The 15447-nt window shown below is 63.3% G+C and carries 12 protein-coding genes; 9 read left to right on the forward strand and 3 right to left on the reverse strand.

All coding sequences use genetic code 11. The features are described 5' to 3' along the window. Positions 1–7 precede the first annotated feature (7 nt). The 3 genes from arsB to GTZ97_RS10905 all read left to right on the forward strand — a co-directional run bounded on the left by arsB (position 8) and on the right by GTZ97_RS10905 (position 4005). Positions 8–1033, forward strand: a complete 1026-nt coding sequence (gene arsB / locus GTZ97_RS10895; RefSeq protein ID WP_161650657.1) for an ACR3 family arsenite efflux transporter — start codon at positions 8–10, stop codon at positions 1031–1033. A 327-nt stretch (positions 1034–1360) separates the two neighbouring features. After that, positions 1361–2602, forward strand: a complete 1242-nt coding sequence (locus GTZ97_RS10900) for a rhodanese-like domain-containing protein (RefSeq protein WP_236651146.1) — start codon at positions 1361–1363, stop codon at positions 2600–2602. A 122-nt stretch (positions 2603–2724) separates the two neighbouring features. Further along, on the forward strand, positions 2725–4005 hold the full coding sequence (locus tag GTZ97_RS10905) for a pectin acetylesterase-family hydrolase (protein ID WP_161650659.1): 1281 nt from the start codon (positions 2725–2727) through the stop codon (positions 4003–4005). 103 nt (positions 4006–4108) lie between these two features. Here GTZ97_RS10905 and GTZ97_RS10910 read toward each other — a convergent pair whose 3' ends face one another. Next, entirely contained in the window at positions 4109–4756 is a 648-nt protein-coding gene (locus tag GTZ97_RS10910) for a TetR/AcrR family transcriptional regulator (protein WP_161650660.1), read from the reverse strand. A 213-nt stretch (positions 4757–4969) separates the two neighbouring features. Here GTZ97_RS10910 and GTZ97_RS10915 point away from each other — a divergent pair, with 213 nt between their 5' ends. After that, positions 4970–5812: an SDR family NAD(P)-dependent oxidoreductase gene (locus GTZ97_RS10915; RefSeq protein WP_161650661.1), complete on the forward strand. Its 843-nt coding sequence runs from the start codon at positions 4970–4972 to the stop codon at positions 5810–5812. Between the two features lie 36 nt (positions 5813–5848). After that, complete coding sequence (locus GTZ97_RS10920; protein ID WP_161650662.1) at positions 5849–6826, forward strand: alpha/beta hydrolase; 978 nt, start codon at positions 5849–5851, stop codon at positions 6824–6826. Between the two features lie 11 nt (positions 6827–6837). Here the strand turns inward: GTZ97_RS10920 and GTZ97_RS10925 are convergent, their stop codons facing one another. Together GTZ97_RS10925 and GTZ97_RS10930 are read right to left on the reverse strand one after the other, a co-directional pair. Continuing rightward, complete coding sequence (locus GTZ97_RS10925) at positions 6838–7128, reverse strand: type II toxin-antitoxin system RelE/ParE family toxin (RefSeq protein WP_161650663.1); 291 nt, start codon at positions 7126–7128, stop codon at positions 6838–6840. Then, the gene (locus GTZ97_RS10930) at positions 7121–7366 is read right to left on the reverse strand and encodes a type II toxin-antitoxin system ParD family antitoxin (protein WP_161650664.1); all 246 of its coding nucleotides are present in this window, start codon (positions 7364–7366) and stop codon (positions 7121–7123) included. The genes GTZ97_RS10925 and GTZ97_RS10930 overlap by 8 nt, the downstream gene beginning before the upstream one ends. A gap of 493 nt (positions 7367–7859) precedes the next feature. Between GTZ97_RS10930 and GTZ97_RS10935 the strand changes: the two genes are divergently transcribed. From GTZ97_RS10935 to GTZ97_RS10950, 4 genes are all read left to right on the forward strand, one after another. Further along, entirely contained in the window at positions 7860–10655 is a 2796-nt protein-coding gene (locus GTZ97_RS10935; protein WP_161650665.1) for a type I restriction endonuclease subunit R, read from the forward strand. Then, positions 10652–12109 (forward strand): restriction endonuclease subunit S, encoded by a 1458-nt coding sequence (locus GTZ97_RS10940; RefSeq protein ID WP_161650666.1) that lies wholly within the window; start codon positions 10652–10654, stop codon positions 12107–12109. The genes GTZ97_RS10935 and GTZ97_RS10940 overlap by 4 nt, the downstream gene beginning before the upstream one ends. Next, positions 12106–13752: an RNA-binding domain-containing protein gene (locus GTZ97_RS10945; RefSeq protein ID WP_161650667.1), complete on the forward strand. Its 1647-nt coding sequence runs from the start codon at positions 12106–12108 to the stop codon at positions 13750–13752. The genes GTZ97_RS10940 and GTZ97_RS10945 overlap by 4 nt, the downstream gene beginning before the upstream one ends. Before the next feature lie 203 nt (positions 13753–13955). Continuing rightward, entirely contained in the window at positions 13956–15434 is a 1479-nt protein-coding gene (locus GTZ97_RS10950; protein WP_161650668.1) for a class I SAM-dependent DNA methyltransferase, read from the forward strand. Positions 15435–15447 lie beyond the last annotated feature (13 nt).

Raw genomic sequence — 15447 nt, forward strand, 5'->3', positions numbered from 1 at the left:
GGGCATCATGGGTCTGTTCGAACGCTTTCTGACCGTGTGGGTCGGCATGGGCATCCTGGCCGGTGTCGCGCTGGGCCTGGCTGCGCCGGGCCTGTTCCAGCTCATCGCGGGCATCGAGTACGCCCACGTCAACCTGGTCGTGGCCGTGTTCATCTGGGTGATGATCTACCCGATGATGATCCAGATCGACTGGTCATCGATCAAGGATGTGGGCCGCAAGCCCAAGGGCCTGATGCTGACCCTGGTGGTGAACTGGCTGATCAAGCCCTTCACCATGGCCGCACTGGGTGTGCTGTTCTTCCAGTACCTGTTTGCCGACTGGGTCGACCCGCAATCGGCCAGCGAGTACATCGCCGGCATGATCCTGCTGGGCGTGGCGCCGTGCACGGCCATGGTCTTCGTGTGGAGCCAGCTGGTCAAGGGCGATGCCAACTACACGCTGGTGCAGGTGTCGGTCAACGACATCATCATGGTGTTCGCCTTCGCGCCCATTGCCGCTTTTCTGCTGGGTGTCACCAAGGTCACCGTGCCGTGGGAGACGCTGCTGCTGTCGACCGTGCTGTATGTGGTGTTGCCCCTGCTGGCCGGCATGGCCACGCGACGCGTGCTGCTGTCGCGCTCGTCGCATGCGCTGGCCGATTTCGTGGCGGCCATCAAGCCATGGTCCATCGTCGGGCTGATTGCCACCGTGGTGCTGCTCTTTGGCTTTCAGGCCGAAACCATCGTGGCTCAGCCGGGCGTCATCGGGTTGATCGCCGTGCCGCTCATCATCCAGACCTACGGCATCTTCCTGATCGCCTACCTGGCTGCGCGCTGGCTCAAGCTGCCGCACAACGTGGGTGGGCCCGCCTGCTTGATCGGCACTTCCAACTTCTTCGAGCTGGCCGTGGCCGTGGCCATCTCGCTGTTCGGGCTGAACTCGGGTGCGGCGCTGGCCACCGTGGTGGGCGTGCTGGTCGAGGTGCCAGTGATGCTCTCACTGGTCGCGCTGGTCAACCGCAGCAAGGGCTGGTACGAGCGGGCGGGGGCGTAGGTGCGCTGAACTTCGCACAGGAAGCACGATCCCTTGCGCGGCCCGACAAGTCGCGCCCGCCGAGGGCGGCGCATAATCTGAATCGCCAGTCTCGCTGCCCATCCTCACGCCATGTCGAAAGCTGTACCCCGCGTCGTACGCCAAGTTCTTCTTTGCCTCTCGGCTGCGTGGGCGTCTGCCTGGCCCGTGTGGGCGAGTCAGTCAGGCGCTGCAAGCGGCGGGGTCGCTGAAGCGATGGCAAGATGCTATGTGTCGGCAGCGACAGACGAGCCTACGCCTGTCCAGTATCAACGTACGTCCGAGGGTATGCCCGAGGCGATCGCAGGGGTGACCACCGTTCGTCCAGAAGAGGCCAAGTGCTTGATGGATGCGCTGGGTGAGCGCTTGGTCGTGGTGCAGGTCATGAACGATGAGCGCCAACTGCCTGGCGCCCAGGCCGTCCCGGAGTTGGCCTCGCCGGACCTCAGCGAGCAGGCCCACGAGCGCTTGGGCGAACGGCTGGCGCAACTGAGTGGCCGCGACAAGATGCGCCCCCTGTTGTTCTATTGTCACCACGCGCGCTGTGCCCTGTCCTACAACGCCAGCGTGCGCGCGCGGCAGCACGGCTACGCCCACGTCTTCTGGTTGCGGCAGGGCAATGCCGGGTGGATTCATGCGGGCTTGCCGCTCCAGGGAGACGAACTTGGGGCTTCTGGCATCCCGATCCGAGCCGAGCAGATGATTCAGCGCTGCAAATATGCCGCACTGTCGTATGGCGCTGAGGACTACGCCAAGGTGTTCGTGACGGCCCGGCACGCCATGGAGTTGGACAGCAAGTTCAGCGAGCCTCGGCGAATATTGCGTGCGCGCTACGAGCGCTGCCTTGCTGATCTGCGTAACGGCTTTGCTGGTAATCGACTTGTGCTGGACGAGATCAATCGCAGCTATCTCCAGGGTGAAATGCTGGCCAACAATGCCATTGCCCTTGCTCGACACCAGGCAGAAGCCAATCCACAGTTGTTCAAGGACATGCTGGAGCGCATCGACGTGCGCCTGCTTAACCTGAAGCTGGCCAGCGCGCGGCATGCCGGCGGCTCGGTGGCGGATTGCGGACCGCCGCTCACCAAGGAGCGCATGAGCAACGCAGAGCTAGAGCGCGCACGCGCCTGGCTGAACAACTACCGTGCTTGCCTGCTCCGGCTGGAGCCGCCGCGCCCTCGTGGAGAGGCGTGGGAGACCGTGGACTTCGAAGCGGCCGTTCGTCTGGCGCAGGCCGTCGCCCCGTTGACGTGCGGTGTGGCGTCTGGCCCCCGATGCGTGCCGCAGGAAAGCTGGAAGCGGGTTGCCGATGTGGCGAATCAAGGCAACTTGGACCGGATTAAGGACAGCGAGCAGCGGCAAGCCCGCTTGCGCGGTGACATCGCCCAGGCCTTGTCGTCCGTCAACGACTGGGTCGCCCGAGTCAACGCGCACCTGACGGACGAAGACGACGCGGCGGAGGCGTCCTATGCCGCGCCTGTCTACCGGCCGGCCATGCCGGCGCCCTCGGTCCGGCGCAACTCGTCGGTCAGCGCGCCCGGCATGCGATGACACCAGGCAGGTGACCCCGTACTTACGGGGCCGGGTTCCCCCGATCCGGGAATGTCGCCATTCATTGAATGCGCGGCGTTCGGCAGCATGCCGCTCAATCTGAACGATTGAGGAGACCTGCCATGTCGATGCTGTCCCGTACCCTGGCCTGCGCGCTCGGGCTGGCCGTCGCTGCGCCCGGCGCTGCGCTGGCGGTCGAGTACTACAAATGGACGGCGGTCACGCTGCCGGCGTCGTCGGGCGCATCGTGCGGCAACGGCACGCCCGCGCGCATCTTCGTCAACCGCACGCCGCTCACCACCAAGACGCTGGTCTACTTCGAAGGTGGCGGCGCCTGCTGGAACCAGGCCGGCTGCACCGGGCAGGGCAAGCTGACCGAGGTTGCCTCCAACCCCAATGGCGTCTCAGAGAAGTACTTCAGCGAAGCGAATCTGGCCGCATTCGGCCAGGCCACGCCGCTGATCACGCGCATCCCGCTGCTCGGCAAGATCCAGACACAGAGCTGGAACATGGTCTACGTGCCCTACTGCACGGGCGACGTGCACACCGGCAACAGCACCCAGGTCTACAACGATCTCGACCCGGCCAAGCCCACGGTCTACTACCACCGCGGCTACCTCAACGGCAAGGCCACCGCGCAATGGATGGCCGACAACCTGCCGCGCCCTGAGCAGTTGCTGGTGTCGGGCTCGTCGGCCGGGGGCGTGGGCTCCACGGCCAACTACGGCTGGCTGCGCCTGATCGTCAACCCGAAAAAATCGGCGCTCGTGGCCGACTCGGGCCCGCTGTTCCCCGCGCCACAGGCCGGCACGCCCGACCGCTACCCCTCGCTGCCGCTGCAAAACCGCGTGCGCTCGCTGTGGGGCGTGGATCGGCCTGACGGCATCGCCACCGAGCTGATCACGATGTATCCCGACGCGGGCGACGTGAGCGACCTGTCGACGCTGAACACGGGCTTGCCCAAGGTGTTCCCCAACGACCGCTTCGGCTACATGAGCTTCCAGGAAGACGGCATCTTCTCGGCCTTCTCGTACACCAGCTTCTATCCCGAGATCGCGGCGCTGTCGGGCAAGGAGAAGGACAAGGCGCTCAACGTCCTGTGGCGCAAAGATCTGAATAACTGGGTGCTGCAGCTGCGCACCGCGTCGTCGAACACCGGCTTCTACCTGCCGCTGTGGCGGCCCTTCCTGAAGTCGCACACGCTGGTGACCATGGACTTCACGGGCACCGGCATCGAAGAGCAGGGCATCAAGTCGGTCGTCCAGTTCTACGACAACGTGCTCGACACCAGCAAGCCCGTGATGCGGGCCATCGAATACGACCAGCAATCCGACTTCAAACGTGTACTCGCCGTCAACCCGCTGCAATGGCTGGTGGCGCTGTTCGAGGGCTTCTTCCTGTGAACCCATCGGCCTGAAGGCCGTGGTGGTTGACCAGACGCCTGTCCTGCATGGGCGTCTTTTGGGCCCGGCCTTGTGCCGGGCCTTTTTTATGCGGTGACTGGAATCAGGTGCCCGTCTTGCCGGGCTTCTGGCTGGCGCTCAGGCTCTCGTCCTTGGCGCGTGCGTGCGCAATGCAGGCCTCGAAGATGGCCTGTGCGTTGCGCAGCACATCTTCCAGCGGCGTCTTGCAGCGATCGGCCACCCACTGCGTCGCAATCCGGGTGTTCGAGCCCACCAGCCCGTCGGCAATGATCTGGTGATCCAGGCCATGCGCTTCCAGGTTGGGAAACATCTGGCGCATGAAGCCGGCGATCAGGTGCGCAAAATCCTGCGTGGCCTTGCCCGTCAGGTCGCTCATGCTCTGGCCCACGTTCATCGCATCGATCAGGCCCACACGGGCGCGCCGCGGGTCGTCGCGGATGAACTCGAAGAAGGTGCGCAATGCGGCCTCGGCCAGCTTCTCGGGCTGCGGCTCGCAGCGCGCCAACGCCATCACCGTGTGCTGCATCAGTTCGCGGTTGATGGTCACGTACACGGCCTTGAACAGCGCCTCCATGCTGTCGAACGACTCATAGAAATAGCGCGAGGTCAGTTGCGCGCGCGCGCACACATCGCGCACGGTCGAGGCGTGGTAGCCCTGCTCGCCGAACACGGCCAGCCCTGCGTCGATCAGCTTGGCGCGCCGCTGACGCTGGCGCTCTTCTGAATCCACACCGCCATAGCGCCGGCCCGGCGTCCCCGAGGACGCGGGGGATTCAGGGTTAACCCTGGTTCTGGAAACGGTCATTGTCAAATAGGATATTTGAAATTGACGATTGTCAAATTCGTGGTCCAAACGCAGACAGCGCGCTGATTGACCTGGATTTTGGCATCCCGCCGCTGCCGCCCGGCAGCCAAGGTCTTCTTTTCTCCCTGGGTCGCACGCATGAAGGACTTCAAGAACAAGGTTGCCGCCATCACAGGCGCGGCGTCGGGCATGGGCCGTACCCTGGCGCTGGAGCTGGCACAACGTGGCTGCCACCTCGCGCTCAGCGACGTCAACGAGAAGGGCCTGGCCGAGACCGCCGCGATGGCCGGCAAGCTCGGCGTGAAGGTGACCACAGCCAAGGTCAATGTGGCCAACCGAGACGAGGTCTTTGCCTGGGCCGACCAGGCCGCCGCAGACCACGGCAAGGTCAACCTGGTGTTCAACAACGCCGGTGTGGCGCTGGGCGCCTTCCTCGAGACCGTCAAGCCCGAAGACTTCCAGTGGATCATGGGCATCAACTTCTGGGGCGTGGTGTGGGGCACGCAGGCTTTCTTGCCGCACTTGAAGCGCGCCGGCGAGGGCCACATCGTCAACACCTCCAGCCTGTTCGGCCTGTTGTCGCTGCCAACGCAAGGCACGTACAACAGCAGCAAGTTCGCCGTGCGCGGCTTCACCGAAGCCCTGCGCCAGGAGCTGGATCTGGAGAAATGCGGCGTGAGCGCCACCTGCGTGCACCCGGGGGGCATCCGCACCAACATCGCCCGCGACGCCAAGATGGATAACAGCATCTCGGCCAAGACCGGCGCCAACCCCGAGACGGCCAAGGCCAAGTTCGACAAGCTGCTCAACACCACCACGGCTGAGAGCGCCGCGCGCCAGATCCTGCGTGCGGTCGAAGGCAACAAGCGCCGTGTGCTGGTGGGGCCTGACGCCAAGTTCCTCGACAAGGTCGTGCGCTTCTTCGGCTCATGGTATCAACCGATGACGACCTTCTTCGCCAAGAAGACCATGCTGGGCTGAGCCCTCTGTCTTGCTGTACCTGAAGGACACCACACCATGTCTGCCGTGATGAAAGAAGCTGCCGCCACCGCCCAAGCGCCCATCCAGCGCATCTATCAACCGCTGCCCGGTGCGCGCGAAAGCATCACGGCCGCGCTGATGCGCAGCAGCCTGCGCCTGCTGTTCAAGCCGGTGATCAAGCCGCCCATGCCTGTGGGCCTGCAGCGCGCCGTGCTGCACACGCTGTCGGTGTCGATGCCGCCGGGCGGCGGCGTCAAGGTCGAGAAGATCATGATCGGCAAGCTGGCTGCGGAGCGCATCACGCCCAAGGCCACGCCGCAGCCCAAGCACGCCATGCTCTACCTGCACGGCGGCGCCTTCTGCGCTGGCAGCCCGCGCAGCCACCGCAGCATCACCACCCGCCTGAGCCGCATGGCCAACTGCGAGGTGTTGGCCATTCATTACCGCCGCGTGCCCGAGCACCCGTTCCCCGCGCAGATCGAAGACTCGGTGGCGGGCTACAAGGAGCTGCTCAAGCGCGGCTACAAGCCCGAGCACATCGCGGTGGGCGGCGACTCGGCCGGCGGCACGCTGACGCTGCTGCTGTTCAAGGCGCTGGAGCTGGAGGGCCTGCCCACGCCCAAGTGCCTGGTGATGATGTCGCCCGCCTTCGATGCCAAGCTCAACAGCGACAGCGTCAAGAAGTACAAGAAGCTCGACCCGATGATCAACATCGAGTGGGGCATGCAGGGCTTTGCGTGGTACCGCCCTCGTCACGACCACCCGCTGGCCTTCCCCAAGCGCCAGGACCTGAGCACCTTGCCGCCCACGCTGGTGCAGGTGGGCGAGATCGAGGTGCTGCACGACGACTCGGTGTGGCTGCTGCACGCGGCCAAGCGCTTTGATCGCCATGTGGAGCTCGAGATCTACAAGGGCCGCTGGCACGTGTTCCAGATTCACGCCGGCATCATGCCCAGCGCCACCAAGGCGCTGGAACGCCAGGCGGCGTTCATGAAGCAGCAGTGGGGCGTTTGAGCGTCAAGGCATCACATATGGCGAATCGCGTCCATGCGCTCATGCAGGACGCGAACCACCGTCACGCTGTCTTGATCGACACGGAAGTACACCACGTGACGTTCGACCACCTGTCGCCGATAGCCAGGCCGAATGTGATCACAGGCTGATGACACCATCGGGGCTGCGGCCAAGGCGTTGAAGCACTCCGTCAAGCGGTCCAGGTAGCGTTCAGCTTGAGTGATGCTCCAGTGATGGGCTGTGTACTGCCAGATGTCTTCCAGATCTTGCAGTGCTGCCGGTGTGAGCAGCAGTTCAGCCATGTTTTGCGCGCATTTTTTGCTTGAATGCGCGCGCATCAAAAGCCTGTGGCGCGCCGCTGTTCTCGCCTTCAATCAAGGCGGACCGAATGGCCTCTAACTGGCCCATGCGCTCTTGCTCGCGACGAATCAGGTCGCGGATGTACTCACTGTCGTTGGTGTAGTGCCCGGCTTCGATCTGAGCCTTGATCCAGTGGTCTTGCTGGTCGGTCAGGGTGATTGTTTTGCGCACAGTGGCCATGATGTCGGCTCCGCAGTGTGAGTTGATCATCATACTATTGGTGCTTGTGGCGTGCGCGAGCCACCAGCCCAGGGCGAGCCGCGTGGCTTCAAGTGGGTGGTTCTGCCTGCGGCAGAACGCCCCTGCGGTGCTCGGCCCCAGGCAGGGCCGGAGAACTCCCTTCGCGGCCTGAAGGCCGCTGCGGTCAAACAGCTCCGGCCAGTCAGTTCACGAGGTGCGCTGGCGCGCACCTGCCCGGGGCCTGCGCGCCTTCGGCACCCACTCAGGCGCCATGCGGCCCGCCCTGCGCTGGTGGCTTGGGGCGCCCAGACCCTGCGATAAACTGCACCGAACTTTGTCAGTCGCGAGCGGCCGGTCATGGCAGCGAGCAAGCCCGTTTGGCGCCGAGATGCTGCATCGTGCTGAGTTGACCGATGGCTGGTATTCGGCGATGGATGAGGTGCTGTGCCTGCTTTCGATCCGGCATGACAAAAGAAAGCGGGAGTGATCAGGGATGACACCAGAAGCAAAAGCTCGCCAGATCATCGATGAACGATTGACCGCCGCAGGCTGGTCGGTTCAAGACATGAAGGCGCTGAACCTGGGTGCCAGCGATGGGGTGGCTGTGCGCGAATACCCCACCGATTCCGGGCCTGCCGATTACGTGCTGTTCGTGAACCGCAACCCGGTTGGCGTGATCGAGGCGAAGAAAGACACGGCTGGCGAAAACCTCACCGCAACCGAAAGCCAGACCGAGCGCTATGCCGCTGCCAACCTGAAATGGCGCAAGGACGATGCGCCCCTGCGCTTCTTGTTCGAAGCCACCGGCCAGATCATCCGCTTCACCGACAACGCTGACCCTGCACCCCGCTCGCGCGAAATCTTCCATTTCTTCAAGCCCGCCCAGCTGGCCGAATGGCAGGCGCAGCCCACCACCTTGCGCCGGCGCTTGGCCGAGGCCATGCCGGCCCTGCCCACGGCCAACTTGCGTGATTGCCAGATCAATGCCGTCACCGGGCTGGAGCAGTCTCTGGCGCTCAATAAGCCCCGCGCCCTCATCCACATGGCAACGGGCGCGGGCAAAACTTTCACAGCCATCACGGCCGTGTACCGGCTGCTGAAGTTCGCGGGTGCCAAGCGCGTGCTGTTTTTGGTGGACACGCGCAACCTGGGCAAGCAGGCGCACCAGGAGTTCATGGCCTACACCCCGCCTGACGACGCCCGCAAGTTCACCGAGCTGTACAACGTGCAGCGCCTGGCCTCGGCCAACATCGACCCCCACGCGCAGGTGTGCATCAGCACCATCCAGCGCATGTATTCGATCCTGTCGGGCGAGCCCATTGACGAATCGGCCGAAGACGCATCGCTGAACGAAACCCAGCAGAGCAGCAAGCAAGAGAAGAAGGTGGTCTACAACCCCGACGTGCCGGTTGAAACCTTCGACTTCATCGTCATCGACGAGTGCCACCGCAGCATCTACAACCTGTGGAAGCAGGTGCTGGACTACTTTGACGCCTACCTGATCGGCCTGACCGCCACGCCCGACAAACGCACCTTCGGCTTCTTCAACGAGAACATCGTGGCCGAGTACACCTACGAGCAATCGGTGGCCGATGGTGTGAACGTGGGCTACGACGTGTACGTGATCGAAACCGAGATCACTCAAAAGGGCGCGCAGCTCAAGGCCAAGGAATGGGTGGACCACCGCGACCGCGCCACCCGCAAGAAGCGCTGGGCCGAAACCGAAGAAGACACCGACTACACCGGCAAAGAGCTGGACCGCTCGGTGGTGAACACCAGCCAGATCCGCCAGGTGATCCAGGCCATGAAGACGGCCGTGGAAACGCAGATCTACCCGCACCGCAAAGAGACGCCTAAGACCCTGATCTTTGCCAAGACCGACAGCCACGCCGACGACATCATCAAGATGGTGCGCGAGGTCTATGGCCAGGGTAACGCCTTTTGCAAGAAGGTGACCTACCGCGCGGAAGAAGACGCCGACAGCGTGCTGGCCGCTTTCCGCAACGATCACCACCCCCGCATTGCCGTGACGGTGGACATGATCGCCACCGGCACCGACGTGAAGCCGCTGGAGGTGCTGCTCTTCATGCGCGACGTGCGCAGCAAGGGCTACTACGAGCAGATGAAGGGCCGAGGCGTGCGCAGCCTCAGCGCCGAAGGCCTGCAACGCGTGAGCAACAGCGCCAGCGGCGCCAAAGACCGCTTTGTGCTGATCGACGCCGTGGGCGTGGAAAAGAGCCTCAAGACCGAAAGCCGCCCGCTGGAAAAGAAGCCCGGCATGCCCTTGAAGGACCTGTTGCAAGGCGTGGCCATGGGCCACCGCGACGATGACACCGTGCTGACGCTGGCCAACCGCCTGGTGCGACTGGCCAAGCAGCTGGACGACAAGGCCAAGGCCCGCATTGAAAAGGCCTCAGGCGGCGTGCCTGTGGGTGAACTGGGCAAGGCCCTGATCACGGCCCTCGACCCCGATGCCATCGTGCAGACCGCGCTGGCCACCGCGCAGGCCCAAGGCATCAGCCGCCGAGAAGAAGACCTGAGCCCGCAAGAGCTGGACGCCGCCCGCAAGGCCCGCGTGGCTGCGGCCTGTGCGCCCTTTGATGCGCCCGATTTGCGAGAAGAGATCGAGAACGCCCGCCGTGAACGCGAGCAGGTGATTGACCACATCAACCTCGACACGGTGACCTTCAGCGGGTTTTCAGAACAGGCCGAGGCGCAGGCACAAGCCGCCGTGCAAAGCTTTGCCGACTACATCAAGGCCCACAAGGACGAAATTGCCGCGCTGAGCTTTTTCTACCAGCAGCCTTACCAGCGCCGTGCGCTGACCTTCGACATGATTGAAGAGCTGCACGAGCACCTGGCCCGCCCGCCGCTGATGCTGACCACCGAACGCCTGTGGAGCGCCTATGCGCGTGTTCACGCCACGCAGGGCCAGGCCAGCCCGGTGAAGGGCGCCGACCGCAAGCGGCAATTGACCGACCTGGTGAGCCTGGTGCGCTTTGCCCTGGGGCTGGATGCAGAATTGAGGCCCTTTGCCGACGAGGTGGACAAGCGCTTTCAGGCGTGGATCTTCCGGCACAACGCCCAGCGCGGCACGGCCTTCAGCCCCGAGCAGACCGAGTGGTTGCGCCTGATGAAGGACCACATTGCCAGCAGCTGCGCCATCAGGCGCGATGACTTTGATTACGCCGCGCTGGCCGACAAGGGCGGGCTGCAAAAGGCCTGGGGCGTGTTTGGCGAAGACCTGGACGTGTGGATGCGTGAGATGAATGAGGAGTTGGTGGCGTGAGTGTGTTGCCGAAGGGGTGGGAGCGAACATCGCTGCAGAATCTCGTTGTGGTCAATTACGGAAAGGCACTTCCTGAGCAAGCTAGAAATGCCGAAGGAAGCATTCCTGTTTTTGGCTCAAGTGGAGTGGTAGGCAAACACGATGCAGCAATCACCTCTGGGCCCTCTGTGATTGTTGGACGCAAGGGGGCTGCTGGTGCAGTGCATCTTGTGGATCGACCATGCTGGCCCATTGACACGGCTTACTTCATTGAGCCGCCAGCAGGGCTGAGTGTTCGTTGGCTCCACTATTTCCTTGGTTCGCAACAGCTGGTGCGACTAGACAAGTCAACAGCCATTCCCAGTCTCAGCAGAGACGACCTTTATAACGAGCTTGTTCCTGTTGCACCCGAGCTTGAGCAGGGGCGGGTACTTGAGAAGCTGGAAGAGCTGCTGTCTGACTTAGATGCAGGCGAAGCCGAACTGAAAGCTGCCCAAAAGAAGCTGACCCAATACCGTCAATCGCTGCTCAAAGCCGCCGTGGAAGGCGCCCTCACGGCCCCGTGGCGCGAACAGCAGCGCGCCCAGCACCCGCCTGCTGAGTCCGGCGCGCAACTGCTGCAACGTATCCTCACCGAGCGCCGCGCCCGTTGGGAAGCCAAGCAACTCGCCAAGTTCGAGGCCCAAGGCAAGGCCCCGCCCAAGGATTGGCAGAAGAAGTATCCCGAGCCGGTGCAGCCCGACACCACCGATATGCCGGCGTTGCCGCAGGGGTGGGTGTGGGCGAGTGTGGCGCAGCTTGGCGAAGTCACTACTGGGTTCACACCGTCGACCTCTGATCCTAAAAACTTCGGGGGTGGGATTCCATTTTTCAAACCGACAGACTTGGATGCTGGGTATGAGGTTCGTTCCAGTCGCGAGTCCCTAACTGAGGCGGGCGCTTCAACTGGCAGGGTCTTGCCTGCGGGCTCAATTTTGGTCACATGTATCGGTGCAACCATCGGGAAGACAGGGCTTGCACGGGTGCCATGCGCCACCAACCAGCAGATCAATGCCGTATCAGTTGACCGCGTCAACGTGCTACCGGAGTTTTTGTACTGGATGATATGCAGTGGGTTTGGGCAGCGTCAGATCATTGGCAATGCCTCGGCTACAACGCTACCCATTTTGAACAAGTCCAAGTTCGAGAAGGTTGCTTTGCCGCTTCCTCCGCTGTCTGAGCAGCGCGAAATCGTGTCGCTCATTGAGGGGGAAGTTGATCGGTTGAGACACTTGGGCGAATCGCTCATCCATGCTTCTCTGCAATCCACCGCCCAACGCCAAAACATCCTTCGCGCCGCCTTCTCCGGCCAGCTTGTGCCGCAAGACCCCAACGACGAACCCGCCGCTGACCTGCTGGCCCGCATCCGCGCCGAGCGTGCAGCGCAAGCCCCAGTACGCAAGCCGCGTGGCCGCCGCGCCCAGGAGGCCGCGTGAGCCAACTGCCCACCCGCGAAACCCTCACGGTCGAGTTCAAGAGCGACCGCAAATGCCTGCCCGACCGCGACCTCATCGAGGCTGTGGTGGGCATGGCCAATGCGCAAGGCGGCGACATCTATCTTGGGGTGGAAGACGACGGGCAGCCCACTGGCTTGCACGTGCAGCACCGCTTGCTGGAAGGCTTGGCCGCCTTGGTGGCCAACCGCACCCAGCCGCCCGTGCATGTGGTGGTGATGGCGCTGGATGTGGATGGAGTGCCCGTGGCCCGCATCAGCGTGCCCGCCAACCCTCAGCCTGTGGCCACCAGCGAGGGCGTCATCAAGCGTCGTCGCTTGCAGGCCAATGGCGAGCCCGAATGCGTGCCTTACCTGCCGCACGAGTTTCCCGCCCGGCAGGCCCATTTTGGCTTGCTGGATGTCAGTGCCCAGGTCGTGGCGGGCGCGACCCTGGACGATCTCGACTCGCTGGAGCGGGCGAGGCTGCGTCAGTTCATCTTGCGTCACAACGGGGACCAGGCCCTGCTGGAGTTGGACGATGAACAGCTGGACAACGCCCTGGGGTTGACGGCACGCTCAGGCATCGTTCGGCAGCCGACCTTGACCGGGCTCTTGCTCATCGGCCATGAGGCGGCCTTGCGCCGCTTGGTGCCCACGCATGAAGTCGCCTTCCAAATTTTGGAAGGCGAAGAGGTGCGCCACAACGACTTCCGCCGTGAGCCTTTGCTGCGTGCGCTGGAATGGCTTGAGACGGCGTTTCGGCCGCTCAACACCGAGCGCGAATTCCAGTCGGGCTTGTTCCGGGTGGCCATCCCCAGGCTGGATGCGCGGACCTTCCGAGAGGCCGTCGCGAATGCCGTGACCCACCGTGACTACACCGCGCGGGGTGCGGTCTATGTGCGCCTGAGCAGGCAGGACATGACCATCAGCAACCCCGGTGGCCTGGTGGAGGGGGTGACCCTGGGCAACTTGCTGACCACGGAGCCTCGCCCACGCAACCCGGCCTTGGCCGATGCGCTCAAGCGCATCGGCTTGGTGGAGCGCACGGGCCGTGGCGTGGATTTGATCTACCGGGGCCAGTTGCGTTATGGCCGCCACAACCCGGACTACACCGCGTCGTCGCCTCATTCGGTGGTGCTGCGCTTGAGCCTGGCAGAGGCCAATGAGGCTTTCCTGTCTTTGGTGCTGCAAGAAGAGGCCCGTCGAGGTGGCGTGCTGCCCATCGACAGCCTCATCATGCTGGCCACCTTGCGTGAGCAGCGCCGCGCCACGGCAGACCAATTGGCGCAATGGCTGCACAAGGATGCCAGTCGCATTGGTGCCAGCGTCGAGCCCTTGGTCGAGGCCGGGTTGTTGCAAGCGCACGGCAATGGCAGGGGGCGCAGCTACACCTTGGCGGCGGGCGTTTATCGCCAGTTGGGGCAGCAGGCGCAGTACACCCGCCAAGCGGGGTTCGACCGCTTGCAGCAAGCCCAGATGATCCAGAGCTTTGTGCAGCAGCATGGACGGATCACCCGTCAGGACGTCATCGACCTGTGCCGCCTGACCCCGGACCAGGCGTATAAAACGCTTAAACGGCTGTGCGACGAAAAAATCCTTGTAAAACAAGGAGATAAGAAAGCCGCCGTGTATTTCAAGGCCTGATTTATGCGCCAAAACCTGCCGCTTTATGCGCCGGCGCATAAATTCTTGAACGAGAAGCAGGCCCTGAGTTCGAGGAGCCGACCCTTTCGGACTGACGCTGCGCCCAGCGACCTCTACCAACCTCACGCTTGCCTGCGCGGCCAGTCTAGCCAATCAAGGGCGTCAAGCCAAGTTGCCGGCACCGTTTGTTCTTCTCCTTTGCCATGAACACCTCCACCCTCGTCCAGAAAGTCTGGAACTTCTGCCACACCCTGAAAGACGACGGGGTGGGCTATGGCGACTACCTGGAACAACTCACCTACCTGCTCTTCCTGAAGCTGGCGCACGAGTACACGCAGCCGCCTTACAGCCGCCCCACTCAGATTCCTCAGGGTCACGACTGGGCCAGCCTGCGCAGCAAGACGGGCGAGCCGCTGGAGGCGCACTACCTGGCCACCCTGCACAAGCTGGGCAACGAGCCCGGCATGCTGGGCGCGATCTTCTTCAAGGCGCAAAACAAGATCCAGGACCCGGCCAAGCTGGCCCGCTTGGTGCAGATGATCGATGCCGAAAGCTGGGTCAGCCTGGATGCTGACACCAAGGGCGATCTGTACGAAGGCCTGCTTCAGAAGAACGCCGAGGACACCAAGAGCGGCGCCGGCCAGTACTTCACGCCACGCGCCGTGATTGAGGCGATGGTGGCTTGCGTGCGCCCCGAGCCCATGAAGACCATTGCCGACCCGGCTTGTGGCACCGGGGGCTTCTTCCTGGGGGCCTACAACTGGCTGACCCGGCCGGGCGCCGAGCTGAACCGTAAGCAAAAGGAGTTCTTGCGTGACAAGACCTTCCACGGCAATGAGATCGTGCCCAACACGCGCCGCATGTGCCTGATGAACCTGTTCTTGCACAACATTGGCCAGCTTGATGGCGAGCCGGCCGTGGAGCGTTCTGATGCCTTGATCGCTGAACCCAAGCTGCAGGTCGACTATGTGCTGGCCAACCCGCCCTTCGGCAAGAAGAGCAGCATGACCTTCACCAACGAGGAAGGTGAAGACGATCGCGATGCGCTGGTCTATGAGCGTCAGGACTTCTGGACGACGACGTCAAACAAGCAGCTCAACTTTTTGCAGCACATCGTCAGCATGTTGAAGGTGACAGGGCAGGCCGCCGTCGTGCTGCCCGACAACGTGCTGTTTGAAGGTGGCGCGGGCGAGAAGATTCGCCGCAAGTTGCTGGAGACCTGCGATGTGCACACCATCTTGCGCCTGCCCACGGGCATCTTCTACGCGCAGGGCGTGAAGGCCAACGTGGTGTTCTTCGACAACGCGCCCAAGGATGGCCGCGTGCACACCAAGGGCGTGTGGTTCTACGACCTGCGCACCAACATGCACTTCACCTTGAAGACGCGGCCACTCAAGTTCGATGACCTGCGCGACTTCATCGCCTGCTACCACCCCGAAAATCGGCATGACCGGCGAGCCACCGAGCGCTTCAAGTTCTACAGCTACGACGATTTGATGGCTCGTGACAAGGCCAGCTTGGACATCTTCTGGCTGAAAGATGAAAGCCTGGACAACCTCGATGAGCTGCCGCCGCCCGATGTGCTGCAGCAAGAGATCATCGAGCACCTGGAGGCGGCGCTGGCGGCCTTCAGAGACGTCGCGGCCAGCCTGCCTAGGTTCGATCAGAGGGATGCGGCCTGAGCGCCCGCCAGGG

The organism is Aquabacterium fontiphilum, assembly GCF_009909205.1.
In the GTDB taxonomy this organism is placed as follows: Bacteria; Pseudomonadota; Gammaproteobacteria; order Burkholderiales; family Burkholderiaceae_C; genus Aquabacterium; species Aquabacterium fontiphilum.